Annotated in this window: 24 protein-coding genes; 8 read left to right on the forward strand and 16 right to left on the reverse strand. The window is 69.5% G+C overall.

Annotated features, from left to right (window positions below):
- Positions 1-117: 117 nt before the first annotated feature.
- From OG828_RS07565 to OG828_RS07585, 5 genes are all read right to left on the reverse strand, one after another.
- Entirely contained in the window at positions 118-750 is a 633-nt protein-coding gene (locus OG828_RS07565) for a hypothetical protein (protein WP_328500562.1), read from the reverse strand.
- A gap of 181 nt (positions 751-931) precedes the next feature.
- Positions 932-1756: a universal stress protein gene (locus OG828_RS07570; protein WP_328500563.1), complete on the reverse strand. Its 825-nt coding sequence runs from the start codon at positions 1754-1756 to the stop codon at positions 932-934.
- Positions 1757-2011: 255 nt separating this feature from the next.
- The gene (locus OG828_RS07575; RefSeq protein ID WP_328437237.1) at positions 2012-2452 is read right to left on the reverse strand and encodes a pyridoxamine 5'-phosphate oxidase family protein; all 441 of its coding nucleotides are present in this window, start codon (positions 2450-2452) and stop codon (positions 2012-2014) included.
- Between the two features lie 116 nt (positions 2453-2568).
- Positions 2569-3252, reverse strand: coding sequence for a helix-turn-helix domain-containing protein (locus tag OG828_RS07580; RefSeq protein ID WP_328500564.1), 684 nt, complete (start codon positions 3250-3252; stop codon positions 2569-2571).
- 18 nt (positions 3253-3270) lie between these two features.
- Positions 3271-4341 carry a zinc-dependent alcohol dehydrogenase family protein gene (locus OG828_RS07585; protein WP_328500565.1) on the reverse strand — a complete coding sequence of 357 codons (1071 nt, stop codon included), beginning with the start codon at positions 4339-4341 and terminating at the stop codon, positions 3271-3273.
- A gap of 276 nt (positions 4342-4617) precedes the next feature.
- Here OG828_RS07585 and OG828_RS07590 point away from each other — a divergent pair, with 276 nt between their 5' ends.
- Positions 4618-5010 carry an STAS domain-containing protein gene (locus OG828_RS07590; protein ID WP_328500566.1) on the forward strand — a complete coding sequence of 131 codons (393 nt, stop codon included), beginning with the start codon at positions 4618-4620 and terminating at the stop codon, positions 5008-5010.
- A gap of 251 nt (positions 5011-5261) precedes the next feature.
- Here OG828_RS07590 and OG828_RS07595 read toward each other — a convergent pair whose 3' ends face one another.
- The 4 genes from OG828_RS07595 to OG828_RS07615 all read right to left on the reverse strand — a co-directional run bounded on the left by OG828_RS07595 (position 5262) and on the right by OG828_RS07615 (position 7961).
- Positions 5262-5390, reverse strand: coding sequence for a hypothetical protein (locus OG828_RS07595; RefSeq protein ID WP_328441219.1), 129 nt, complete (start codon positions 5388-5390; stop codon positions 5262-5264).
- A 341-nt stretch (positions 5391-5731) separates the two neighbouring features.
- On the reverse strand, positions 5732-6481 hold the full coding sequence (locus OG828_RS07600) for an SDR family NAD(P)-dependent oxidoreductase (RefSeq protein ID WP_328500567.1): 750 nt from the start codon (positions 6479-6481) through the stop codon (positions 5732-5734).
- A gap of 308 nt (positions 6482-6789) precedes the next feature.
- Positions 6790-7293 (reverse strand): hypothetical protein, encoded by a 504-nt coding sequence (locus OG828_RS07610; protein ID WP_328441217.1) that lies wholly within the window; start codon positions 7291-7293, stop codon positions 6790-6792.
- Complete coding sequence (locus OG828_RS07615; RefSeq protein ID WP_328500568.1) at positions 7290-7961, reverse strand: SDR family NAD(P)-dependent oxidoreductase; 672 nt, start codon at positions 7959-7961, stop codon at positions 7290-7292. Before OG828_RS07615 ends, OG828_RS07610 begins: the two co-directional genes overlap by 4 nt.
- Before the next feature lie 149 nt (positions 7962-8110).
- Between OG828_RS07615 and OG828_RS07620 the strand changes: the two genes are divergently transcribed.
- Positions 8111-8803 (forward strand): TetR/AcrR family transcriptional regulator, encoded by a 693-nt coding sequence (locus OG828_RS07620; RefSeq protein ID WP_328500569.1) that lies wholly within the window; start codon positions 8111-8113, stop codon positions 8801-8803.
- A gap of 70 nt (positions 8804-8873) precedes the next feature.
- A complete protein-coding gene (locus OG828_RS07625) occupies positions 8874-9446 on the forward strand; it encodes an Rv1733c family protein (RefSeq protein ID WP_328500570.1) in 573 nt (190 codons plus the stop codon).
- A 55-nt stretch (positions 9447-9501) separates the two neighbouring features.
- On the opposite strand, the gene OG828_RS07630 is transcribed toward OG828_RS07625, so the two are convergent.
- On the reverse strand, positions 9502-11886 hold the full coding sequence (locus tag OG828_RS07630) for a phosphoketolase family protein (RefSeq protein ID WP_328500571.1): 2385 nt from the start codon (positions 11884-11886) through the stop codon (positions 9502-9504).
- A gap of 35 nt (positions 11887-11921) precedes the next feature.
- On the opposite strand from OG828_RS07630, the gene ppk2 reads away from it, so the two are divergent.
- On the forward strand, positions 11922-12725 hold the full coding sequence (ppk2, locus tag OG828_RS07635) for a polyphosphate kinase 2 (protein ID WP_328437243.1): 804 nt from the start codon (positions 11922-11924) through the stop codon (positions 12723-12725).
- Between the two features lie 5 nt (positions 12726-12730).
- Here ppk2 and OG828_RS07640 read toward each other — a convergent pair whose 3' ends face one another.
- The 4 genes from OG828_RS07640 to OG828_RS07655 all read right to left on the reverse strand — a co-directional run bounded on the left by OG828_RS07640 (position 12731) and on the right by OG828_RS07655 (position 16307).
- Positions 12731-13600: a universal stress protein gene (locus OG828_RS07640; protein ID WP_328500572.1), complete on the reverse strand. Its 870-nt coding sequence runs from the start codon at positions 13598-13600 to the stop codon at positions 12731-12733.
- Positions 13601-13605: 5 nt separating this feature from the next.
- The gene (gene adhP, locus OG828_RS07645) at positions 13606-14622 is read right to left on the reverse strand and encodes an alcohol dehydrogenase AdhP (protein ID WP_328500573.1); all 1017 of its coding nucleotides are present in this window, start codon (positions 14620-14622) and stop codon (positions 13606-13608) included.
- A 25-nt stretch (positions 14623-14647) separates the two neighbouring features.
- On the reverse strand, positions 14648-15553 hold the full coding sequence (locus OG828_RS07650) for a universal stress protein (RefSeq protein ID WP_328500574.1): 906 nt from the start codon (positions 15551-15553) through the stop codon (positions 14648-14650).
- A 145-nt stretch (positions 15554-15698) separates the two neighbouring features.
- Complete coding sequence (locus OG828_RS07655) at positions 15699-16307, reverse strand: hypothetical protein (protein WP_328500575.1); 609 nt, start codon at positions 16305-16307, stop codon at positions 15699-15701.
- A 213-nt stretch (positions 16308-16520) separates the two neighbouring features.
- On the opposite strand from OG828_RS07655, the gene OG828_RS07660 reads away from it, so the two are divergent.
- The gene (locus OG828_RS07660; RefSeq protein WP_328500576.1) at positions 16521-18230 is read left to right on the forward strand and encodes a SulP family inorganic anion transporter; all 1710 of its coding nucleotides are present in this window, start codon (positions 16521-16523) and stop codon (positions 18228-18230) included.
- On the opposite strand, the gene pflA is transcribed toward OG828_RS07660, so the two are convergent.
- Positions 18224-18961: a pyruvate formate-lyase-activating protein gene (pflA, locus tag OG828_RS07665; RefSeq protein WP_328504819.1), complete on the reverse strand. Its 738-nt coding sequence runs from the start codon at positions 18959-18961 to the stop codon at positions 18224-18226. The genes OG828_RS07660 and pflA overlap by 7 nt on opposite strands.
- A gap of 5 nt (positions 18962-18966) precedes the next feature.
- Complete coding sequence (gene pflB, locus OG828_RS07670; protein WP_328500577.1) at positions 18967-21225, reverse strand: formate C-acetyltransferase; 2259 nt, start codon at positions 21223-21225, stop codon at positions 18967-18969.
- A gap of 328 nt (positions 21226-21553) precedes the next feature.
- Here pflB and OG828_RS07675 point away from each other — a divergent pair, with 328 nt between their 5' ends.
- From OG828_RS07675 to OG828_RS07685, 3 genes are all read left to right on the forward strand, one after another.
- Complete coding sequence (locus tag OG828_RS07675) at positions 21554-22018, forward strand: Crp/Fnr family transcriptional regulator (protein ID WP_328500578.1); 465 nt, start codon at positions 21554-21556, stop codon at positions 22016-22018.
- Positions 22019-22061: 43 nt separating this feature from the next.
- Positions 22062-22706 (forward strand): CBS domain-containing protein, encoded by a 645-nt coding sequence (locus OG828_RS07680; RefSeq protein ID WP_328500579.1) that lies wholly within the window; start codon positions 22062-22064, stop codon positions 22704-22706.
- A gap of 163 nt (positions 22707-22869) precedes the next feature.
- Positions 22870-23865: an Acg family FMN-binding oxidoreductase gene (locus OG828_RS07685; RefSeq protein WP_328500580.1), complete on the forward strand. Its 996-nt coding sequence runs from the start codon at positions 22870-22872 to the stop codon at positions 23863-23865.
- Positions 23866-23947: the final 82 nt, after the last annotated feature.

The following is a 23947-nucleotide window of genomic DNA, read 5'->3' on the forward strand; positions in this document are numbered from 1 at the left end:
CGCCCGAGGCCCGCCGCAGCAGGGCCGAACGGTCCCCGTATGCAGCCGGTGGGCGGGGCAAGCGAACGGGGCACCACCACGGGGAGCGGCGGTGCCCCGGTGCGACGAGGACGGCGGTCAGAGGAGCCAGTGGTTGCGGCTGACGAACGGCAGCCGTGCCCAGGCCTTGCCCAGACCCCAGGTGGCGCCGGCGCCCGCGGCGGCCAGAGCGACCAGGACGACGGCGTAGACGACGTGGTAATCGGCGAACGGGTTGGTCGACATGCTCGCCGCACCATCCGACAGGTGCTTCGCCGGCGGCCACTCCGCGACCCACATCAACGCCATCATCGCCGCCCCCGCGATCGCGGCCAGCCGCAGACCGACACCAGCGGTCACAGCGAGCCCGATGCCCAGCAGACCCAGCAGACCCAGCATGAACAGCCAGTCCGCCCAGCCGTCCCCCGCCCACTCATGGAAGGTGGACTCCATCGGCCCCACCGCAACACCACTGAGGAAACCCATGGTCGGCGACCCACCATCGACCCAGCCCCTACCGGACTGAGTCGCGTAACCGAACCCGAACGTCTTGTCCAGGAACGCCCACAAGAAGACGAATCCCGTCAGCAACCGCAGCGACGCGAAGACATACGCACTCGCAGCCGTCACCACCTCAGCCGTCGAATCAGCGGTTCCCGGAGCCGCCCCGGCCCTGTGCAGGGACGGGAAACGGAATCCCGGGCGTTGGTGAGGGTGCTCGTGCACGGCCATGATGCTCATCCCTTTCGACGGGTGACATGCTTGCGTGTTGGTGGCTCTCGTTTCGCTCTCACTGTCCCGCCCCGCCGCGCGCTGCCGGAGGGTCTGCAGGGCCCGGACGAGGGGCCGAACGTCCCTGACTGCGGCCGCTGTTGAAGCCGATCAGCAAGCGCGCGGCCGGTCGGCGGAGTCCTCAGCCGGTGGGCACCACGACCACGGGGCAGTGGGAGCGGTGCAGCAGGGTGTGCGTAACCGGGCCCAGGCGCGGGCGGTGCCAACTGGCGTGCCGTTGGGCGCCAATGACGACGACTGAGGCGTCGCGGGTGGCCTCCAGCAGCGCGTGTGCCGGGCTCGTCCGGACCGTGCGGGGCTCCACTTCGACCTCGGGATACCGCTCCCTCAAGCCTGCAATGGAGAAGCGCGGCACGGCCTCCTCGGCCCGGTCCTGCTGGGCGAGTTGCCGTTGTCCCAGGCTCGTCGCCGGCAGCGGCGAGGGCAACTCCGGTGTGGTGTGCCGATGGGTCCAGGAGTGCAGGACACGCAGCCGGGCACCCCGCCGCTCCGCCTCCTGGAAGGCGTAGGCGGCCACATCCGCGTGGGCGTCGTCCGCCAGTCCGAGCAACACCTCGCCGTCGCACGGATGATCACCGCGTACGACCACGAGAGGGCCGTGCACGCGAGCGGCCAGACGCAGACTCACCGAGCCGAACAGCAGGCCGGTGACTCCGCCGAACCCGCGGGTCCCGACAACGGTCAGGGCGGCGTGCTCGCTCTCGCGCGCCAACGCACGTACGGCGTCTCCCTCCGCGGCCGTCGTCTCCGTCGGCAGGCCGAAGTGACGCTCATGGATCCGTGTGGCAGCCGACGCAAGGATCGGCGCGGCTTCGTCCGCATCGGGCGCGGCGTACACGATACGCAGGGTGGCGCCGCGTCGTACTGCTTCATCCGCGGCCCAGTCCAACGCCCGTACGGCGACGAGCGTGCCGTCCACTCCTACGACCACGTCGTGGGCAGTCATCGTTCAGTTTCCCTTCTGTGCCGTGCTCTTGGTGTACGGCCGGAAGGGGGTGCCGGGGACTCGTCCGCTGCGGACGGGACCGCCGGTCCAGCCGGGCGCCGGGGCAGCTCCGCAGATGATGCTCGTCGTCCGCCCGAGCCCGGGGCAGGGGCCGCACGGGGCCCGTCGACGGTCCGAACGGCCCCTTATTCGCAGGGCCGTACGTCCGGAACGCGGTGGCGGCGAGTGCGCAAGAACGGCTGTGGTGACTGATACTCAGGAGGAGAGGTCCACCCCGTACATGGTCTGTCCGGCGACGAGTTCACGCCCCGTCACCAACTCGGGTTCGATGCGGACGAATACCTCATCGGGCGACGGCACCCAGGAGGGCGGGCCGGTACGGGCCAGCCGAGCGTGCTCGGCGGGGTCCCTCACCACGGTCGCCGAGCCGGTGACGACGACGCTCCATCCGGAGTGCGTCGCCGCGTCGACCTCGTCGACCTCGAAGGCGACCACCGAGCCCTCGATGGCGCGTACCAGTTCCGAGGCGGACGACGTGCGCAGCAGCACTGAGTCGTCGGTGTCCAGAGCGAAGTTGACCGGCAGCACCGCTGGCAGCGCCTGGCGTGTGTGGACGATGCGGCCGACGGGCGCCTGCGCCAACAGGCGCAGACACTCCCGCCGTTCGAGTTCGCGGAAACCGTCGTTGGGATACATCAGCCAGTCCGTCTTTCACCTGGTACGGCGGTACTGCCGTAGTTGTCCATCCTTCGCCGGGCGAGAACCGAGGGCGAGGGCCATCGGTCCTCGCCCTGCCGGAGAACGGCCCCCTGTCAGACCGTGATCCGGCGCCCGGTGATGACAAGCGGGACGATGCGCACCCACAGGTCGCGCTTCCCTCCTGCCCAGGGCGTGCTGTAGGCCCGCTCCTCCAGTCGGCGTGCGACCTCGGGATCCATCACGATCTGGGCGTGGCCCCGTACCAGGACGCTCCAGCCCTGGCTGAAGACGTCGTCGATGCGGTCGACTTCGAAGGCAGCCAGGACATCGGACGCCTGGGACGGTGTCGTGCCCGGTGCGGTCCTGAAAACGATCGCGTCGTCGATGACCGTGTAGTTGACCGGGACGATGACCGGCCCGGACTCGGTGGGCACCGCGAGCCTTCCCACGCCGTGCGTCGAGAGCAACGCCCAGCACTCCGCCGTGCTCAGCTCGGTGAACTCGGGGTGGCGAGTGGCCTGTCCGGTGCCGGGCGGCAGATCGACGTTGCCGCCGGCGAGCTCCGACACGGTGGTTTCCAGGGCTCCGGCCAGCCTGCGCAGGGCGCCGGAGTCCGGTGCGGCGTCCGGGTGCTCTTCCAAGTGCCGGACGTAGCTGCCCGTCATGCCCGCTCGGGCGCCCGTGTCACCCCGGGTCAATCCGAGTTCCGCGCGCCGCCGGGCGATGCGTCGGCCGAGATCACCGCGCGGGAGTCCCTCCGCGGCGTGCGCTGCGTTCGAGGGTGCCTGTTCGGCCATCGCCCTCACTTCCTCTCGTCAGGCCGTCTCAACGGGGACGACCTCGTGTTGCGGCCCGCCCAGCACGATCTTGAGCGCGCCGGTCTCGGCGGCTCGGCCGAAGACGTCGTACGCCTCTTCCATGTGGTCGAGCGGGAAGGCGTGCGTGACCAGGGCGGATGTGGGCAGCCGGCCGGCGGCCGCCATCCGCAGCAGGGTCGGCGTGGAGTAGGTGTCGACCAGGCCGGTGGTGATGGTGATGTTCTTGATCCAGAGGTCTTCGAGGTGCAGTGTCGCGGGCTTGCCGTGCACTCCGACGTTCGCGACATGCCCTCCGGGGCGCACCATGCGCGTGCACAGCTCGAAGGTCTCCGGAACGCCGACCGCCTCGATGACCACGTCCGCACCGAGCCCGTCGGTGAGGTCGGCGATCAGCTGTTCGGGGGCCTCGCGGGCATCCGCCACAGCGTCGGCACCGAGCCCCTTGGCAGCGTCGAGCCGGGTGGCGGCCAGGTCCACGGCGACGATCCGCTCAGGCGCGAACAGCTTGGCCGTGGCGATCGCCGCCAGTCCGATGGGGCCGGCTCCGACGACGGCGACTGTGTCACCCGGGCGCACACACCCGTTGAGCACGCCCACTTCGTACGCGGTCGGGAAGATGTCCGCCAGCAGTACGGCGTCCTTGCTGTCCACCGCACCGGGCAGCGGATAGACGGACAGGTCGGCGTACGGCACGCGAACGTACTCGGCCTGCGTACCGTCGATCAGGTGGCCCAGGATCCAGCCTCCGCCACCCCGGCACTGCCCCTGCATCCCCTCCCGGCAGAAGCGGCAACGCCCGCAGGCGGTGATACAGGAGACCAGCACCCGGTCCCCCGGCCGCACGGTCCGCACGTCGGCGCCGACCTCGACGATCTCGCCGACCGCCTCGTGCCCGAGGACCGTGCCGGGGGGCACCTCGGGCACGTCGCCCTTGAGGATGTGCAGATCGGTTCCGCAGATGGTGACTGCGTCGACGCGTACGACCGCATCGGTGGCGTCCCTGATGCCGGGGTCCGGGACGTCCTCCCAGGCCGACTTTCCGGGGCCGTGGAATACGAAGCCCTTCATGACGATCATCACCGTCCTTGATCTCCTCCGGAGCCCGACCCGGCTGTCGGCCAGGTCCGGGGCGGCCAGGCGTCACAGCTGCCGGGATTGCCCCGCAGGTCCAGCTTGTCCGGTTCCAATGGGCTCCGCTTGGGCCGGTCGGCCCTCATCTCGATGCCGTACGGGGCATGGGGGCCACACGGCCACGGGCGAGTCCCCGGAAGTCCCGACCCAAACATGCCCAAAGGGGCCGAACGGCCCTTCCTGAAGCACCACCGGCCACGCTTGGCTCGGACTATGTCCGAAGCCCACGCCAGGCGACTGCAGTACCTCAGGGAACGCACCGTCGGCGACACGACCGTCATGGAGCTGCTCGGCGACATCGACATCCTCACAGCTCCGCTCGTTTCGGTGCGCATCGACGCCCTGACCGCCGGTCCGCGCCCCGATCTGGTCCTGGACCTGCGCGGCGTGTCCTTCATCGACTGCAGCGGACTGCGTCTTCTGTGCCGGGCACGGAACCGGATCAGGACACAGCACGGCCGGCTCCGGCTGGTCACCGGCAGCCCCCGCTTCCTGCGGATCCTGCGCCACGCCGGCCTGGCTGGCGTCTTCGAAGTGCACACCCATTTGCCCGAAGCGCTTGCGCACGAGGTGGAGCCGAGCGTCGTATCGGCCCAGGCGGGTTAGTCAAAACAGTGTGCGACAGTTGCCACGATGCGTGGTCAGCCCACAGGATCCTGATCATCAACGGCGAGGTACACCACCGGCGGTCGGGAAGTAGCCAAGCGACATCGCTGCGGCATATCGGGCCCTTGGCGTCGCCAGCACCCGCAAGAATCAGCACACATTGTGACATCTGACCGACAACTGATGTCAGGCCCCGTTGACGACGGTCGTCAACCTCGCAGGCCGCCCCATCGCTGGTGGCCGGCATCCGCTCAGGAGAGCCGGAAGACCCGTACGCCGACGTCGGGGCTGACAACGGGCACGACGGACACATCGCCGTCTCGCGCGTGGCGCAACAACTCCGGCACTCCCGCTCGCGCGGCGAACAGGGTCGAGCGCACGCCCAGGAACCCGGCCGCCAGCACGATTCAGTGCCGGCGCCCGGAACATCCGTCGGCCCGTGCCATGCGCTGCTCGTTTGCGGTCAACGCAGGGACTCGCGCCATGACGCGCCTCCCAGAAGTCATTCCCAGGACCCTCAGAGCCCGGCATTCGCGCCGTGTCGCACATGCCGTTCACCGCACCACTGCTGTCGTGCCGTATGGTCGGCCCCCGCCAGAACATCACCCCATGACCGGGTGAGGCAGGGCGCGACCGGAAACGGGCGGGCCCGCGCAGAACGCCACCCGGATCGGTCCGGGTGGCGCTTGCGACCAGCGCGCCTACGGCCGCTCAGCGTGGATCAGCGGGCGTAGCCGCCGTCGGCCATGATGGTCTGGCCAGTCACGAAGGCAGCGTCGTCGCTGGTGAGGAAGGCAATGGTGCCGGTCAAGTCTTCCGGCAGCCCGTTGCGCTTGATGGCCTGGGACTGTGCGGCCGCAGTGAGGGCTTCCTGCGGGTGGGCATTCGGGACGCCGGGTGTGATGGTCAGGGTCGGGCCGACCGCGTTGACGGTGATGCCGAACGGGGCGAGGTCGTTGGCCAGTCCGCGGCTGAAGCCGATGTTGCCCATCTTGCTCGCCATGTAGTGGGACATGCCGGGCGCGTTGGCGACGATTGAGTTGGAGGTCAGGTTGACGATGCGGCCCCAGCCGCTCTTCTTCATGGTCGGCAGCAGGGCCTTGACCATGAGGAACTGCGAGTCGAGGTTGACCGCGATGACGCGCCGCCAGGTGTCGTAGTCCAGTTCCTCGATGTCGAGGAAGGGGCAAATGCCGGCGTTGTTGACCAGGATGTCCGCCCGCCCGAACCGGTCGGCGACCTCCTTGCCCACGGCCGCGGTCTGGTCGGGATTGGACACGTCGCCTGTGAGACCCAGCACCGGGTGTCCTGTGTCGGCGAGCAAGGCGACGGTTTCCTCGGGGATGTTGAGGTCGACCGCGACGACGGTCGCGCCGCGTGCGGCGAGGTCGACGGCGATGGCCTGGCCGATGCCGCGTCCGGCGCCGGTGACAACGGCCACTCGGTCCGTGTGTGTCTGGGGAACTGACATGTCAGAAACTCCCTTGTTGCGAACTTCCGGTCCCGCGCCTCGTGGCACGGTGCCCGAGACTTCTTTTCCGGCCCCCACCGGGGTGAGCGTCACGCCGCGCGGCCGGCCTTGAGGGTCCTGGCGACGTTGGCGATCCGCTTGCCCTGGTAGGCGCCAGAGACGCGGGCCGTGCTGTCGACGGGGATCTCTCCCCGGGCACCGGTCACGTGCGAGGTTCCGTAGGGGTTGCCGTCGGTGAACTTGACGGGGTCGGTGAAGCCGGGGGCTTTCCCCGGGCCGGGCGATGTGCAACCGGCGCTTCACAAGTGCTACCGGCCGGGCCGCTCGGGCTCCATCCGGAAGCAGACGAAGCGGGTCTTCGCGGCGGCCGTGCGCAGCTCGTCGTCGGTGGGCTGCCGGTCGCCCGGGAGGCCGAGCATCAGCCCCTTGGCGGCCTTGGGCCCTTTGCGCCGGCCGAACTCACCCAGCAGGGCGGCGACTTTCTCAGGGTCCTCGACGACCGTCGGGACGGCGCTGTGGTCCTGGCCCCGGATGCGCAGCCGGACGGCGGACCCTTGGCGCATGCTGGGGATCCAGCCGAGCTGGGAGGACATGGCGAGTACCGTGCCGGGATCCCAGTCGAAGTAGCCGATGGGGACCGTGTATTCGCGGCCCGTCTTGTGCCCGTTGTAGGTGAGCAGCATCAGGCGCCCGCTCAGCGGCTTGTGGAAGCGGGAGGCGAGCAGCGGCCGTACGACCTTGTTGGCTGCTCGGAAGAGCTTCACCATGGGTGGCCTGGCCGTGTTCGCCGCGGGTGTGCCGGAGGTGCTCACCTGATGCCGCCGGGGGCGGTGTGGACGATCTCGGCCTGGTCGCGCTTGGTGTAGGCGTCCCAGTAGTGCTCGGCGATGGTCTCGGGCTCGGTGCCGGGACCGCTGCCGATGAACACCCCGATCGCCACGTGTGCGGCGTGGACCCCGTGCTCGGCGAGGTCGATGCCCAGGGCCATGGCGTAGTTGCGCAGGGCCGCCGCCGCGACGCCGATGCTGCCGAACGCGCCGCCGCTCGGCCGGACCGAGGAGGCGCCCGTGGAGAACAGCAGGGTGCCACTGCCGCGTTCGAGCATGGCGGGCAGCACCTGACGGACCGCGGCGACCGCTCCGTACAGGTAGTAGTCGAGCTGCTTGTGGAGGTCCTGCGCCGTGGCGTCGACGGCGGCGGCGCCGGCGAACGTGGGGTCGGCGGGTGAGTACTCCAGTACGTCGACGGCCCCGAACCGGTCGGCGACCGCGGCGAGCGCCGACTGCAGCGAGTCGGGACGCGTCACGTCCGCGGCGAAGCCCGCGGCCTCGATGCCGTCCTCGGCGAGCCGTGCGGCGAGCGCGTCGAGCTTGTCCTGGGTCCGGGAGACCAGGGCGACCTGGAACCCCTCCCTTCCGAAGCGGCGGGCGATGGACAGGCCCAGGCCTGGGCCTGCCCCGATGACGGCGATGACGGGCATGGGTGGTGCTCCTGTGGTCGGACGGGCTGGACGGATGAGGGGCACCTCCCGCCCCGACAGCGGTCAGAACTGAAAGTCGAGGGCATCCTCATGTTCTTGGATCGTAGCAGAGAATATGAGGCACCCCTCCGGTTGGTAGGCTGAGTGACATGGCCATCGACCCTCCGTCCGCCTCCGCCGGGAACCCGGCCCCTGTCCGCCCCCTGCGGCGCGACGCGCAGCGCAATCGCGAGGCCCTGCTCACCGCGGCCCGCTCCTGCTTCGCCGAGCAGGGCCTGGAGGCACCCCTGGAGCAGGTGGCCAAGCGGGCCGGGCTGGCCATCGGCACGCTGTACCGGCACTTCCCCACCCGGCTGGACCTGGTGCAGGCGACCTTCGCCGAGAAGCTGGCCCTCTGGCGGGAGGCCGCCGAGAAGGCCGTCACCATGGACGACGCCTGGGCGGGGCTGTGCCACTTCCTGGAGACCATGTGCGAACTCCAGTCACAGGACCGGGGGTTCAACGATCTGGCCTCCATGCGGTTGCCGGAGAGCGCCTGCCTGGCGGGCGCCCAGACCCGCATCCGTGAACTCGGTGTACACATCGTCGAGCGTGCGCAGGAGCAGGGCAGCCTGCGCCCCGACCTCACCCCCGAGGACCTTGCCTTCGTCATCTGGTCGCACAGCCGCGTCACCGAGGCCACCCACGCCATCGCCCCGGACGCCTGGCGCCGCCACCTCTACCTTCTGCTCGACGGCTTCCGAACCGACCGCGCCCACCCGCTGCCGGCACCGCCGCTCACCGAGGAGCAGCTGTACCGCGCCATGATCAGCCTCGGCGGAAACGGGGCCTGCGGCGCCTGACCGTCGGCACGCGTCGTTGTCTCAAGGCACCGCGGGGAACTCCTTCCCGGCGACCAGGGAGGGCGGACCGATGGGCAGCAGGCGCACGAACAGGTGGCTGTGGCAGTGGCGAAGCAACCCGCTCCGGCGGCGCGACGACATCATCGAGGCGTGGATCGTGCTGGCCGTATGGATGGTCATCAGCGTCGGAGGCGTCCTCGTCGGCCTGATCACGGCCCGCGTCACCGATGAGATGCTCGCCGGACAGCGCAGCGCGCGGTATCCGGTCGAGGCCGTACTCCTCACCACCGTTCCCCGGATCCCTTCGGCGGTCGGCGGAGTGAGCGACCTCGGCCGGGCAGAGGTCAGCTGGACGGCCGCGGACGGTTCCATACACACCGGTAAGACACTCATCGACGCCGGCCGGCAATCTGGCTCCAAGGTCGTCGTGTGGGTGGACAGCCGTGGCGAGCTCACCGCCGAGCCCGCAAGTGCCACCGAGGCAGCCGTCGAGGCAGGTGTGCTGGGCACTGCTGCGGCTCTGGCCGTCGTCGCGCGGCGGCGCCTCGACCGACGACGCATCAGCCAGTGGGACAGGGAGTGGGAACCGATCGGCCCACGGTGGGGACACCGGCAGGCTGATCCATCACCTGAACACGGTTGAACACGGTGGCCCTCGTGCGCCACGACGTCGGCAATCGTCGTGGCGCACACATGACTCAGGCATTCCACGTCCACTCGGCGACCTCGGGCATGTCCGTGCCGTACTCGCGGATCCAGGCCTGGTGGCGGGTGCGGGCGTCCGCCATCGACTGGCGTACGGCGGCTGCACGGACGGCGAGGTCGGGGACGCGGTCGATGACGTCCATGACCAACCGGTACCGGTCGAGGTCGTTGCGCACCACCATGTCGAAGGGAGTCGTCGTGGTGCCCGACTCCTTGTAGCCGCGCACGTGCAGGTTCCCGTGCCCGGTGCGGCGGTAGGCGAGACGGTGGATCAGCCACGGGTAGCCGTGGTAGGCGAAGATCACCGGCTTGTCCTTGGTGAACAGGCCGTCGTACTCGAAGTCGCTCATCCCGTGCGGGTGTTCCTCGCGCGGCAGCAGCCTCGTCATGTCGACGACGTTCACGACCCGGACGGCCAGCTCCGGCAGGTGGCGGCGCAGCAACTGCGCGGCGGCCAGCACTTCCTGGGTGGGAACGTCGCCCGCGCAGGCCAGTACGACATCGGGCTCGCCGCCGTTCTCAGTGCCCGCCCAGTCCCAGATCCCGGCGCCGCGCGCGCAGTGGGCACGGGCCTGGTCCATGGACAGCCAGTCGAAGCAGGGCTGCTTGCCTGCCACGATCACGTTGACGTAGTCGCGGCTGCGCAGGGCGTGGTCCGCCACGGACAGCAGCGTGTTGGCGTCCGGCGGCAGATACACACGTACTACCTCGGGGCTCTTGTTGAGTACGTGGTCGACGAAACCGGGGTCCTGGTGGGAGAAGCCGTTGTGGTCCTGGCGCCACACATGCGACGTCAGCAGGTAGTTGAGTGAGGCGATCGGGGCCCGCCACGCCAAGTCCCGCGATGTCTTGAGCCACTTGATGTGCTGGTTGACCATCGAGTCGACGATGTGTACGAACGCCTCGTAGCAGGAGAACAAGCCGTGCCGACCGGTGAGGACGTAGCCCTCCAGCCAGCCCTGGCAGGTGTGTTCGGAGAGGATCTCCATCACCCGGCCATGGCGGTCCAGATGTTCGTCCACCGGAAGGGTCTGGGCCTGCCAGGCCTTGCCACTGGCGTCGAACACGGCCTGCAGCCGGTTCGACGCGGTCTCGTCCGGGCCGACCACACGGAAGTCGCGGCGGGCGGAAGTGTCGTGCATGACCTGTTCGAGGAGGTCGCCGAGGACCCGGGTGGGCTCGTGCAGGGTGACCCCGGGCTTGTCGACGGGTACGGCGAAGCGGTCGAGGGGCTTGATCGGCAGTTCGCGTACCAGCAGGCCGCCATTGGCGTACGGGGTGGAACCCATCCTCCGGTCCCCCTCGGGCACACACGCGAGGACGTCCGCGACCGGGCGCCCGTCGGCGTCGAAGAGTTCCTCGGGGCGGTACGAACGCAGCCACGCCTCCAGCTGCCGCAGGTGGTCGGGGTTCTCACGGACTCCGGCGAGCGGGACCTGGTGGGCACGCCACGTGCCCTCGACCGGCACCCCGTCCACCTCCGCCGGGCCGGTCCAGCCCTTCGGCGTACGCAGCACGATCATGGGCCAGTGGACGCGCTCGGCGATGCCCTCCGCGCGTGCCGTGCGCTGCATCAGGGCGATGCGGTTCAGGGCCTCGTCGAAGGCGCCGGCCAGGGCGCGGTGGACCTGGGCGGGATCGTCGCCGGTCACGTGAATCGGGTCGTGGCCGTACCCCCGCAGGAGAGCGTCGAGTTCGGGCTCGGGGATACGGGACAGCACCGTCGGGTTGGCGATCTTGTAGCCGTTCAGGTGCAGGATCGGCAGTACGGCACCGTCGTGGACGGGGTCGAGGAACTTGTTGGAGTGCCAGGAGGCGGCCAGCGGTCCGGTCTCCGCCTCACCGTCGCCGATCACACAGGCGACCAGCAGCTGCGGGTTGTCGAAGGCTGCGCCGTACGCGTGGGACAGCGCGTACCCCAGCTCGCCGCCCTCGTGGATGGAGCCCGGGGTCTCCGGCGCGACGTGGCTCGGCACTCCGCCGGGGAACGAGAACTGCCGGAACAGCCGCTCCATGCCCGCCGCGTCCCGGGACACGTCCGGATAGGTGTCGCTGTAGCTCCCCTCCAGCCAGGAGTTCGCGACCACGGACGGACCGCCGTGCCCCGGCCCCCAGACACACAATGCGTCGAGGCCACGATCCCTGATCACCCGGTTGAGGTGGGTGTACACGAGGTTCAGGCCGGGCGAGGTCCCCCAGTGGCCGAGCAGACGCGGCTTGATGTGCTCCGGCTTGAGGGGCTCGGTCAGCAGAGGGTTGGCCAGCAGGTAGATCTGGCCCGCGGCGAGATAATTGGCTGCCCGCCAGTGGGCGTCCAGGGTGCGCAGTTCCTCATCGGTCAGTACGGTGCTGCTGTCCTGGTGTTCGGCCTTGGGCATGGTGACTCCGTAAGTCATCGATGGGTGGAGGCGGCATGGCCGGCAAGAAGGCAACGACGCTGCCGCGCAAGACGTACGAGCAGGAACTGCTCCGCCTGCAGACGGAGTTGGTCAAGCTTCAGGAGTGGGTCCGTACCGAGGGCGCACGTCTGGTCGTCGTGTTCGAGGGGCGGGACGCGGCGGGCAAGGGAAGCACCATCAAGCGTGTCGCGGAACACCTCAATCCGCGAGTCGCCCGCATCGTCGCGCTGCCCACGCCGACCGAGCGCGAGCGCACCCAGTGGTACTTCCAGCGGTACGTCGAGCATCTGCCGGCCGCCGGGGAAATCGTGCTGTTCGACCGCAGCTGGTACAACCGCGCCGGCGTCGAGCACGTCATGGGCTTCTGTACGAAGGAGGAGCACCAGCTCTTCCTTCGCCAGTGCCCGATTTTCGAGCGGATGCTCGTGGAAGCGGGCGTCCTGCTCCGCAAGTACTGGTTCTCGGTGAGCGACGCCGTGCAGGAGGAGCGATTTCGGCGTCGGCTGAACGATCCGGTGCGCCGCTGGAAGCTCTCCCCGATGGACCTGGAGTCGATCACCCGTTGGGAGGCGTACTCCCGGGCGAAGGACGAGATGCTGGTGCACACCGACATCTCGGAAGCACCGTGGTACGTCGTCGAGAGCGACGACAAGCGCCGGGCGCGCATCAACATGATCGCTCATTTGCTGAGTTCCGTGCCGTACAACGAGGTACCGCTGCCGGTTCTGGAGTTTCCGGAGCGGCCGCCGTCGACCGGCTATGTGCGTCCGCCGCGCGATCTTCAGACCTACGTCCCGGATCACGCGGCGACCCTCTGACCCGCTCACGCCGGCTGCGGTACCACGGCGACCGGGCAGGCGGCGTGGTGCAGCACCATGTGGGCGACGCGGCCGAACTGGAGCCCGAAGTGGCCGCGGCGACGGTGGGCCCCGACGACGAGGAGATCTGCCCCGGCGGAAGCCTCCACGAGCACGTTGCCGGCCGCTCCCTCGACGGTCCTGCGGCGCACCTTGACCGACGGGTGCTCCGCCGCGGCGTCGCGCAGTGCCGTCTCCAGGAGCTCCGCGGCATGCTGCTCGTGGTAGTGGGCCGGCTCCCCGGCCGGCAAGGGGTGATCGGTGGGCTCGTGCGCCGGGCGCCGCCAGGCCCGTACGGCATGCAGCGTGGAATACCGGTCGGCCGCCTCCTGGAAGGCGAAGCGCACCACGTCCGGGCTCGTGTCCTCGCCGACACCGAGCACGATGCGCTGGTCGAGTCCGACCCGACCGCCGTTGCCCCGCAACACGATCACCGGGCAGTCGGCGCGGGCGGCGACCGCGAGGCTGACGGAACCGAGCAGCAACTCGGCGATGCCTCCGCGGCCACGCGTGCCCAGGACCAGGGCGGAGGCGTTGCGGCCCGCGTGCAGCAGCGCGGACACCGGCTCCTCCGGCAGGACCTCGGTGGAGATCTTCACGTTCGCCTCGCGTCGCTGGGCACGCTTGGCCGCGGTATCGACGATCTTGTCGGCGAGTATCTGCTCGGACGTCCTGCCCAGGTCGCGGGCGAGCGCGGCACCCTCGTAGCGCTCCCAGAGGGAGGCGTACACCAGCCGCAGCGGTACTCCGCGCAGGGCGGCCTCCTCCGCCGCCCAGTCGACGGCACGCATGCTCGGCTCGGAGCCGTCGACGCCCACGACCAGAGGGAGTCCCACGGGAATCACAGGCCCAGGTCGAAGACGATCCGGGCCTTGATCTGACCGCGGAGTACGTCGTCGATGGACTCGTTGACGGAGGCGAGCGGACGGGTCTCGTGGATGACCTTCGTCCGGCCGGCCGCGTGCAGCTGGAACACCTCGGCGAGGTCCTGCCGCGTGCCCACGATGGAGCCGATCACCGAGGTGCCGTTGAGTACCGTGTCGAAGATCGGAACCTGGATCGTGCCGTGCGCCGGAAGGGCCACCATGACCAGCTTGCCGCCGCGCCGTAGCCCGGAGTTGACAGCGGTGAACGCGGCCTCGTTCACCGCGAGCGCGATCGCGGCGTGCGCTCCGCCGTGCCGCTTGAGCACGTCGGCCACGTCCTGCTTGCGAGCGTCGATGACCAGGTCGGCGCCGAGCTCCGCGGCAAGTTCGAGCTTGTCGTCGGTGACGTCGATGGCCGCCACGGTCGCCCCGGCGATCTTCGCGTACTGCACCGCGAGGTGGCCGAGTCCGCCGACGCCGGAGATCGCGACGAGCTGACTGGGCCGGACGTCTGCGACCTTGAGGGCCTTGTACGTGGTGACGCCCGCGCAGGTCAGTGGTGCGGCGTCGAACGCGGTGACGCCTTCGGGCACCGGCTGTGCGTAGTCGGCCCAGGCCAGCATCTTCTCGGCGTACCCGCCGTCGCAGCCGTACCCGGTGTTGATCTGCTGCTCGCACAGCGTCTCCCAGCCGGACAGGCAGTGCTCGCACCGCCCGCAGGCCTTGCCCAGCCACGGCACGGCGACCCGCTGCCCCAGGGCGAGGTGGGTGACACCATCTCCGAGGGCCTCGACAAGTCCGACGCCCTCGTGGCCGGGTACGAACGGCGGGTTCGGCTTGACCGGCCAGTCGCCGTGGGCCGCGTGGATGTCGGTGTGGCACAGCCCGGAGGCCTCCACTCGGACGCGGACCTGACCGGGGCCGGGTTGGGGATCGGGGCGCTCTTCGATGACGAGGGGTTCGCCGAATGCTCGTACGACCGCTGCCTTCATGGTGACAATTCCTTCGGTGGGTGCGTCAGCTGTGCGCGACGACGGCGACGGGGGCGGTGGCGTGGTGCAGGACGGCGTGCGCGACGGGGCCGATGTGGGTACCGATCGGGCTGCGCCGGATCCGGCGGCCGACGACGACAAGGGAGGCCTCGCGGGAGGCGTCAACCAGGTGGTTGGCCGGGCTGCCGGAGCTGGACTCCTCGCTCACCTCCACCGCCGGGTACTTCTGGCGCCAGGGACGCAGTGCCTCGCTGAGGGCCGCGGCCTGCTGCCGGGCGATGTCGCTGTGCTGGTCGAGGTCGGCGGACAGGCCGTAGACGTAGTACGGCGGCAGGTTCCAGCCGTGAACGACCCGCAGGGCCGTGTCACGGCGGGTAGCCGCGTCGAAGGCGAACTCGATCACAGAGTCGTCCGGGTTGTCGATGTCGAGCCCGAGGACGACGGGCCGGTACGGGGCCGCGGCCGACGGGATGCCCACCGGGTCCTTCTCGTGCTCGTCGGCGGCCTGCTCCCAGGCTCGGACCAGCACAACGGGCTGCTCGGCGCGCGCCAGGACGAGCATCCCGACGGAGCCCATCATGAACCCGCCGAAACCGCTCAGGCCGCGGGAGCCCAGGACCAGCAGTGCGGCGTCCTTCGCCAGCTCCGACAGCACGTCGGCGGGACGTCCGCTGCGGTGCTCGGCGACGACCTCGACACCGGGGTGCCGCAGCCGGAGGCCTTCGGCGGATTCGCGGGGAACCCGCTCGGTCCAGTGCGCATGCGTCTCGGGGCCGAGGAGCGGGGCCTGCGCCATGGGATCGGGCACCGGCTCCCAGACATGAACGACCTTGAGCGGCAGACCGCGCAGCTTCGCTTCCCGGGCCGCCCATTCGGCGGCGGCCCGGCTCTCGGGTGAGCCGTCGAGACCCACGATGACCGTGCGGAGCATGATCTCCACCTCCTGGATCGGTGACCCGATCCCAGCGTCGTTGTTGCAGGGGTTGGTGGGCAGGGGCCGCAGGGCCCCAAGGAGGGCCGATCGGCCCAGTCGACACGGCGGGGCGCCGATGGCCGGCCCCGCCGTGTCGGGCATGTCAGAGGAGCCAGTGGTTGCGGCTGACGAACGGCAACCGTGCCCAGGCCTTGCCCAGACCCCAGGTGGCGCCGGCGCCCGCAGCGGCCACAGCGACCAGGACCACGGCGTAGACGACGTGGTAATCGGCGAACGGATTGGTCGACATGCTCGCCGCACCATCCGACAGGTGCTTCGCCGGCGGCCACTCCGCGACCCACATCAACGCCATCATCGCCGCCCCCGCCACCGCGGCCAGCCGCAGACCGACACCAGCGATCAGAGCCAGCCCCACGCCCAGCAGACCCAGCATGAACAGCCAGTCCGCCCAGCCATCCCCCGCCCACTCATGGAACGTCGACTCCATCGGCCCCACCGCAACACCACTGAGAAAACCCATGGTCGGCGAACCACCATCGACCCAGCCCCTACCGGACGGGGTCGCGTAACCGAACCCGAACGTCTTGTCCAGGAACGCCCACAAGAAGACGAACCCGGTCAGCAACCGCAGCGACGCGAAAACATACGCACGCATCGCCGTCACCGCCTCAGCCGTCGAATCAGCGGATGTCCTGTGCAGGGACGGCAGGCGCAGTCCCAGGCGTCGGTGAGGGTGCTCGTGCACAGCCATGTTGGTGTTCCCTTCGGGAATCCGAGGATGTCGGCTCGTTGCCTGACGCCCCTCACTCTGGTGATGCGGCGGGGGTTCGCGCCTGATGCCGAAGGTCCGCGACGGCGGGTCTGAACGGCCCTTTCGGCAGGGCCGGTTGGGCCGATGGGGCAGGAGATGTCGCGGGTCGCCTCCCATCGGTGGATCCTGAGATCAGGCTGGGAGAGGAGGCACATGTCCCGGAGTTCGGGCGGGCGCGTCGCAGCGTGGCGCCGCCTTACGCCCGGGCTCGGCACCCTCACCGGGTACCGACGCACCTGGCTGAGGGGCGACCTGCTGGCCGGGATGACCGTGGCCGCGTACCTCGTCCCGCAGGTCATGGCATACGCCGGCGTGGCCGGTCTGCCACCGGTCGCCGGGCTGTGGGCGATCCTGCCGGCGCTCGCCCTGTACGCCCTGCTCGGCTCGTCGCGTCTGCTGTCGGTCGGCCCCGAGTCCACGACCGCATTGATGACGGCGACCGTGATCGCCCCACTCGCCGCCGGAGACCCCGCCCGTTACGCCACGCTGGCGGCCACCCTCGCGCTCACGGTCGGGCTGCTGTGCCTGGTCGCCTGGGCCCTACGGCTGGGCTTCGTCGCCGATCTGCTCTCCCGGCCCGTCCTGATCGGCTATCTCGCGGGCGTGGCGCTGATCATGATGGTGGACCAACTGCCCAAGCTGACCGGCGTACGGACGACTGGCTCGGCCTTCTTCCCCCAACTGTGGTCCTTCGTAAGGCATACGGCACAGATCCACCCGGCCACCGCTCTGTTCTCCGCCTGCGCGCTCGTGTTCCTCTTCGCGGCGGCGCGATACCTGAATACGGTGCCGGGTCCGCTGCTGGTCGTGGTGCTCGCCACCGCGGCCGTGGCCGTCTTCGACCTGGACGACCGACACGGCATCAAAGTGATCGGAGAGGTACCGGCAGGGCTGCCCGACATCGCCCTGCCGGATCCGACCGAGTTGCCGCAGCTGGTGCTGCCCGCTCTCGGTGTCCTCCTCGTCGGCTACACCGACGTCATCCTGACCGCGCGCGCCTTCACCGTCCGCGACGACGAGGGCGGCCTCGACGCCAACCAGGAGTTCCTGGCTCTGGGCGCGGCCAACCTGGGCGCCAGTGCGGTGCACGGCTTCCCGGTCAGCAGCAGCGCCAGCCGCACCGCGCTCGCCTCCTCGGCGGGCGCCCGCAGCCAGGTGTACGCACTGGTCGCCGGCACGGCAGTGCTGGCCGTGCTGCTCTTCCTCAGCCCGCTGCTGACCCGCACGCCGTCGGCCGTGCTGGGCGCGCTCGTCGTCTACGCGGCCGTCCGCATGATCGACCTGGCGGGCTTCCGCCGGCTGGCCTCGTTCCGGCGCCGGGAGCTGCTGCTCGCGCTCGGTTGTCTGGCCGGGGTGCTGGCCCTGGACATCCTGTACGGCGTCCTGGTCGCGGTCGGCCTGTCGGTGGCCGAGCTGCTGACGCGGGTGGCCCGTCCGCACGACGCCGTCGAGGGGCTGGTCCCCGGGGTGGCCGGCATGCACGACGTGGACGACTATCCCGAGGCCCGTACGATCCCCGGCCTGCTGGTCTATCGCTACGACTCGCCGCTGTTCTTCGCCAATGCCGAGGACTTCCACCGCCGGGCTCTGGCCGCCGTCGACGAACAGACGGGCCCGGTCCGCTGGTTCGTCCTCAACACCGAGGCCAACGTCGAGGTGGACATCACCGCCCTGGACGCCGTCGACGAACTGCGCCGCGAACTCGCCCACCGTGGCATCGTGTTCGCCCTCGCCCGCGTCAAACAGGACCTCATGGACGAACTCAAGGCATACGGTCTCGCGGATTCCGTCGGGTCGGACCTGATCTTCCCCACCTTGCCCACCGCCGTCGCCGCCTACCGGAAACGGTGCGGCGATCAGTAGGCGTTCAGCCCCTGCTCGCGGAACATTTCCTGGACCCGCCGGACCATGTCGGGCCCCGGACTCGGCGTGCTCCGCAGCGGGAAGGGCAGACCGAGGGCCTCGTATTTCGCGGCGCCGAGTTTGTGGAACGGCAGGACGTCCACGCGATCGATGCTGGCGAGGCCTGCGAGGAAGCGGGCAAGGCCGTACACGGCCTCCGGTGAGTCGGTCCAGCCCGGTACCAGGACGTACCTGATCCACATCGGGACGCCGCATCGGTCCAGGCGGGTGGCGAAGTTCAGGGTGGGCGCGAGTTCACCGCCGGTCAGCTCCCGGTAGGTGCGAACGTCGAAGGACTTGATGTCCAGCAGCACCAGGTCGGTGTCGGCGAGGAGTTCGTCGCCGGCGCGGGCGCCGAGGAAGCCCGAGGTGTCGAGGGCGGTGTGCAGTCCCGCCTCCTTGCAGCGGCGCAGGACCTCGCCGGTGAAGGCGGGCTGGAGCAGCGGCTCGCCGCCCGTGACGGTCACTCCGCCGCCGGCCGTGGTGATGAAGGCGCGGTACTTCTCGATCTCCTCCATCACCTCCTCGACGGTCGCTTCCTTACCATCGCGCATGTGCCAGGTGTCGGGGTTGGCGCAGTACAGGCAGCGCAGCGGACAGCCGGAGACGAAGAGAACGAACCGGGTCCCGGGACCGTCCACGCCGGTGGACAGATCCCAGGAGTGGATCCGGCCGTTCATCGTCGCCGCCATCGTGCTCACAGCGATCCGTGGAAGGTGCGGCTGATCACGTCGAGTTGCTGCTCACGGGTCAGGCGGACGAAGTTGACGGCGTATCCGGAGACCCGGATCGTCAGCTCGGGGTACTGCTCCGGGTGCTCCATGGCGTCCTCGAGCGTGGCCCGGTCCAGGACGTTGACGTTCATGTGGAAGCCGCCGGAGGTCATATAGGCGTCCAGGATGCCGACGAGGTTGCGAGCGCGCTCGGCGGGCACGTGGCCCAGTCCCTCCGGGGTGATCGTCGTGGTGAGCGAGATGCCGTCGCGAGCCTGCTCGTACGGCAGCTTGGCCACCGAGAGTGCGGAGGCGGCCACCCCGTGCCGGTCGCGGCCGTTCATCGGGTTGGCACCGGGCGCGAAGGGTTGACCGGCACGTCGGCCGTCGGGGGTGTTGCCGGTGTGCTTGCCGTAGACGACGTTCGAGGTGATCGTCAGCACCGACTGGGTGTGCTCGGCGTCCCGGTAGGTCGGGTGATGGCGCACCTTGGCCATGAAGGAGCGGACAAGATCCGCCGCGATGGCGTCCACCCGGTCGTCATTGTTGCCGTAGGCCGGGTAGTCGCCCTCGACCTCGTAGTCGACGGCGAGCCCCGTGGCGTCCCGGATCACCTTCACGCGCGCGTACTTGACGGCGGCCAGGCTATCGGCGGCGACCGACAAACCGGCGATACCGCACGCCATGAAGCGGTGTACCGGGTGGTCGTGCAGCGCCATCTCGATGCGCTCGTAGGCGTACTTGTCGTGCATGTAGTGGATGACGTTGAGTGTGTTCACGTAGGTGGCCGCCAGCCAGTCGAGCATGTGGTCGTACGACGCCCACAGCTGCTCGTACTCCAGGTACTCGCGGGTCAGTGCGGGCGTCTCGGGGGCAATCTGCTCGCCGGTCACCTCGTCCCGGCCGCCGTTGACCGCGTACAGCATGGCCTTGGCCAGGTTGACGCGGGCACCGAAGAACTGCATCTGCTTGCCCACCGCCATGGCAGAGACACAGCAGGCGATCGCCGTGTCGTCGCCGGTGCAGGGCCGCATCAACTCGTCGGACTCGTACTGGACCGCACTGGTGTCGATGGAGACCTGAGCGCAGAACTCCTTGAATCCGGACGACAGTCGGGGCGACCACAGCACGGTCAGATTGGGCTCGGGGGCGGGCCCGAGGTTGTGGAGCGTCTGCAGGAAGCGGAAGGAGGTACGGGTGACCAGCGAGCGCCCGTCGGAGCCGATGCCGCCGATCGATTCGGTCACCCAGGTGGGGTCGCCGGAGAACAGGGCGTCGTACTCGGGGGTACGCAAGAACCGTACGATCCGGAGCTTGATCACGAAGTCGTCGATCAGCTCCTGGGCACGGGTCTCGTCGATGACCCCCTCGTCCAGGTCTCGCTGGAGGTACACGTCGAGGAAGGTGGAGGTACGGCCCAGCGACATGGCGGCACCGTTCTGCTCCTTAACGGCGGCAAGGTAGCCGAAGTACAGCCACTGCACGGCATCGTGCGCGGTGACGGCGGGGCGGGAGACGTCGTGGCCGTACGTGGCGGCCATGTCGGTCAGCTCACCCAGAGCCCGGATCTGCTCGGCGAGTTCCTCACGGTCCCGGATGACGTGCTCGGTGGACGGCCGTTCGTCCAGCATGTCTCGTTCGGCGCGCTTGGCCTCGACCAGGCGGTCGGTGCCGTACAGGGCGACGCGACGGTAGTCGCCGATGATCCGGCCGCGGCCGTACGCGTCGGGCAGACCGGTGATGATGCCCGCTTTGCGGGCGGCCCGCATCTCGGGCGTGTACGCGTCGAAGACACCCGCATTGTGGGTTTTACGGTAGGTACCGAAGACCTTCATCACGAACGGATGGGGCCGATAGCCGTACGCCTTCAGTCCGTTCTCGACCATACGCAGACCGCCGTTCGGCATGATCGCGCGCTTCAGCGGGGCGTCGGTCTGCAGGCCGACGATGAGCTCCCGTGCGCGGTCGATGTAGCCGGGCGTGTGCGAGGTGATCGTAGACGGGGTCGCCGGGTCGACGTCGAGGATGCCCTTGCGCCGCTCCTCGGGAAACAGCGCGCTCACCTTTTCCCAGACGGCGCGCGTCCGGTCGGTGGGGCCGGTCAGGAACGCAGAATTCCCTTCGTACGGCGTGTAGTTGGCCTGGATGAAGTCACGCACGTCGATTCGGTCGCGCCACCGGGTTCCAGTAAAGCCCCGCCACGCTTCGGCCGTCGAAGTGCCCGCTGTCACGGTCACAGTCATCGCCGGTCCTCTCCCTCGCATTTCCGCATGGGGATGTCCCCTGCTTCCGATGCTGGTCGCTCGACTTGGCCGGCGTGAGGACCGGGTGGTGTCGACAGGAGCGCCGTATGGCCCTCCTCGGCGGGGGCCGTATGGCCCCGTCCGACAGGCGGGGACGTCACTCGCACGTTCCCGGCGGCTTGTGCTGGTTGGGCGAAGTGACGAGGCTCAGCGCGCTGGCGAAGTGCCAGGTGGCACGCACTTGGGGCCGGGTGGCCCATGGTCCGGGCCGAGAGGCAGGAGCACGCTCGAAGAGGAGTATCCGTACGCCCCGCTCTGGAGGCCCGTCATGAACGCTCCCCCGACTGCCAGCATGCTGCGGGCGCTCCCGGCCGAGCACCGTCACCGGATCATGCGGACCGCTCGGGAGGTGTCGTTCCCCCAGGGCACGCGCCTCTTCGAGGAGGGCGGCCGGGCCGACCGATTCTGGGTCATCCGCACCGGTACGGTCGAACTCGACATGCGTGTCCCGGGCCGGCAGCCCGCCGTCATCGAGATCCTCGGTCACAACGAACTCATCGGCTGGTCCTGGCTGTTCACCCCGTACATCTGGCACATGGGCGCCGAGGCGACGAGCCCGGTACGCGCCTACGAGTTCGACGCCACGATGGTCCGCTCTATGTGCCACGACGACCCCGCACTCGGCTTTTCCGTAGCCCAATGGGTGGGCGACGTCCTGGCGCACCGCCTGTGCGCGGCCCGCACCCGCCTGCTGGACCTGTACGCCCCGTACGGCAGCGGCAGCCTGATGTGACAGCACCCTCGACCGAAACGATCCGAGCCACCAGGGAGTCACCATGCACGGAACCCCGCACATCGTGCGCGACGTCATGACCCACACGGTCGCCGTCATCGGCCGTGGGGCGAGCTTCAAGGACATCGTGCGGATGATGCAGGAGTGGAAGGTCAGCGCCCTCCCCGTGGTGGAGGGCGAGCGCCGTGTCGTCGGCGTCGTCTCCGAGGCCGATCTGCTGCCGAAGGAGGAGTTCCGCGACAGCGACCCCGACCGGTACACGCAACTGCGGCGTCTCACGGACCTGGCCAAGGCGGGCGCGGTGACCGCCGGAGAGCTGATGACCTCTCCGGCCCTCACCACCCGCCCGGACGCCACACTCGCCCAAGCCGCCCGCACCATGGCACGCGCCAAGGTCAAGCGCCTCCCCGTCGTCGACGAGCTGGGCATGCTGGAAGGCATCGTCAGCCGCTCCGACCTGCTGAAGGTGTTCCTGCGAGCCGACGAGGAGATCGCGGAGGAGGTACGGCGAGAAGTGGTGTCGTATCTCTTCCCCGCGCCGGTGTCAGCCGTACGGGCAGAGGTAAGTGACGGAGTCGTCAAGCTCAGCGGCCGCGTCCGGGACACGGCACTCGTCCCCGTCGCCGCTCGGCTGGTCCGCGCTGTCGAGGGTGTCGTCGACGTGGAATTCGAGCTTGCGGGGGACTGACCCTGTCGGAGAGCCATCAGCTGCCCCCGTGAGCGACGACGGGGCCATCCGGCACTGGTTGAGGCCGTACGGCCCCTCCTCGGGCACTCGCAGAAACACCACCCTGGCAGAGTCACCGAATTGCCCCACTGCCCCATTGGTGCAGGGCGGGGAGGAGCTCCCGATGTGTGCTGCGGTTCTGGACGTCCCTACGTTGGAGACGCTGGTCTCCGCCGCTGTGGCCGCACCCTCGATCCACAACACCCAGCCCTGGCGGATCCGGCTCGACCCCGACACGGTCACCTGGGAGATCCGTGCTGCCGCGGAGCGCGGGCTGCGTCACGTCGATCCAACGGGGCGCGCCCTGCACCTCTCCGTCGGCTGCGCGGTCCTCAACCTGCGGGTGGCCGTTGCGCACTTCGGCTGGGAGCCGGTGACCAGGCTGCTCCCGCGGCCGGACGAGCCGGACCTCCTTGCCGTCGTGCGGCTCAGTGGCAGCCCCACGGCCTCCTCCACGCCGCACTTGTACGACATGCTGTGGCGTCGGCGCAGCAGCCGATTCCCCTTCTCCGACCGGCCGCTGCCCACCGCCGTACTGACCGAACTCGTGGAAGCAGCGCATGCCGAAGGCGCCGTGCTGAGCCGTCCTGAGCCTGCCCGAACCGACCTCCTGCTACGACTCACCGGTGAGGCCGAGCACCGCAACACTGCCGACCCCGACCGGGCAATGGAAAGCCGCCGCTGGGTCCACGAACCGAACAGCGCGGCCCTCGGCATGCCGCCCGAGACACTGGGACCCCAGGACTCCCGGGAGCAGATTCCGATGCGGGACTTCGGTGCCCACCGCCACCCCGCCGTACTGCCCTCCCGCCCCTTCGAGAAGCGGCCGTCGATCACCGTCCTGTCCACGACACACGACCGGCGGACCGACTGGCTGCGAGCCGGCCAGGCCCTCGAACGCGTCCTGCTGGTGGCCACCGCTCACGGCGTGCGGGCGTCGATGCTCCACCAGGCACTCGAGTGGCCCGACCTGCGCGAGCAACTCGTTCAGACATCCGGCGAGCAGCGCCTCCACGCCCAGATGGTCCTCCGTCTGGGGTACGGCCCCGAGGGACCTCATTCCCCTCGCCGCACAGCCCAGCAGACCTTGGCTGAAGGTTCCCTGTCGGTTCCGGGATGACTGACCGGACGCGCGCTGTACGCGTTCGAGCACATGCCCGGCTGGCGCAAGATGTCCGAAGGCACCACGATAGTCGTTGACT

Origin of the sequence: Streptomyces sp. NBC_00457 (assembly GCF_036014015.1) — a bacterium.
GTDB lineage: Bacteria > Actinomycetota > Actinomycetes > Streptomycetales > Streptomycetaceae > Streptomyces.

Excerpts from the sequence above, each read along its gene's own strand:
- ppk2 (WP_328437243.1), top strand. The coding sequence starts at position 11,922 with ATGGCCGGCAAGAAGGCAACGACGCTGCCGCGCAAGACGTACGAGCAG.
- OG828_RS07685 (WP_328500580.1), top strand. The coding sequence starts at position 22,870 with ATGTGTGCTGCGGTTCTGGACGTCCCTACGTTGGAGACGCTGGTCTCC.
- OG828_RS07570 (WP_328500563.1), bottom strand. The coding sequence starts at position 1,756 with ATGACTGCCCACGACGTGGTCGTAGGAGTGGACGGCACGCTCGTCGCC.
- OG828_RS07585 (WP_328500565.1), bottom strand. The coding sequence starts at position 4,341 with ATGAAGGGCTTCGTATTCCACGGCCCCGGAAAGTCGGCCTGGGAGGAC.
- OG828_RS07660 (WP_328500576.1), top strand. The coding sequence starts at position 16,521 with ATGTCCCGGAGTTCGGGCGGGCGCGTCGCAGCGTGGCGCCGCCTTACG.
- pflA (WP_328504819.1), bottom strand. The coding sequence starts at position 18,961 with ATGGCGGCGACGATGAACGGCCGGATCCACTCCTGGGATCTGTCCACC.
- OG828_RS07565 (WP_328500562.1), bottom strand. The coding sequence starts at position 750 with ATGGCCGTGCACGAGCACCCTCACCAACGCCCGGGATTCCGTTTCCCG.
- OG828_RS07590 (WP_328500566.1), top strand. The coding sequence starts at position 4,618 with ATGTCCGAAGCCCACGCCAGGCGACTGCAGTACCTCAGGGAACGCACC.
- pflB (WP_328500577.1), bottom strand. The coding sequence starts at position 21,225 with ATGACTGTGACCGTGACAGCGGGCACTTCGACGGCCGAAGCGTGGCGG.
- OG828_RS07575 (WP_328437237.1), bottom strand. The coding sequence starts at position 2,452 with ATGTATCCCAACGACGGTTTCCGCGAACTCGAACGGCGGGAGTGTCTG.
- OG828_RS07620 (WP_328500569.1), top strand. The coding sequence starts at position 8,111 with ATGGCCATCGACCCTCCGTCCGCCTCCGCCGGGAACCCGGCCCCTGTC.
- OG828_RS07655 (WP_328500575.1), bottom strand. The coding sequence starts at position 16,307 with ATGGCTGTGCACGAGCACCCTCACCGACGCCTGGGACTGCGCCTGCCG.
- OG828_RS07650 (WP_328500574.1), bottom strand. The coding sequence starts at position 15,553 with ATGCTCCGCACGGTCATCGTGGGTCTCGACGGCTCACCCGAGAGCCGG.
- OG828_RS07600 (WP_328500567.1), bottom strand. The coding sequence starts at position 6,481 with ATGTCAGTTCCCCAGACACACACGGACCGAGTGGCCGTTGTCACCGGC.
- OG828_RS07630 (WP_328500571.1), bottom strand. The coding sequence starts at position 11,886 with ATGCCCAAGGCCGAACACCAGGACAGCAGCACCGTACTGACCGATGAG.
- OG828_RS07615 (WP_328500568.1), bottom strand. The coding sequence starts at position 7,961 with ATGCCCGTCATCGCCGTCATCGGGGCAGGCCCAGGCCTGGGCCTGTCC.
- OG828_RS07675 (WP_328500578.1), top strand. The coding sequence starts at position 21,554 with ATGAACGCTCCCCCGACTGCCAGCATGCTGCGGGCGCTCCCGGCCGAG.
- adhP (WP_328500573.1), bottom strand. The coding sequence starts at position 14,622 with ATGAAGGCAGCGGTCGTACGAGCATTCGGCGAACCCCTCGTCATCGAA.
- OG828_RS07580 (WP_328500564.1), bottom strand. The coding sequence starts at position 3,252 with ATGGCCGAACAGGCACCCTCGAACGCAGCGCACGCCGCGGAGGGACTC.
- OG828_RS07680 (WP_328500579.1), top strand. The coding sequence starts at position 22,062 with ATGCACGGAACCCCGCACATCGTGCGCGACGTCATGACCCACACGGTC.
- OG828_RS07625 (WP_328500570.1), top strand. The coding sequence starts at position 8,874 with ATGGGCAGCAGGCGCACGAACAGGTGGCTGTGGCAGTGGCGAAGCAAC.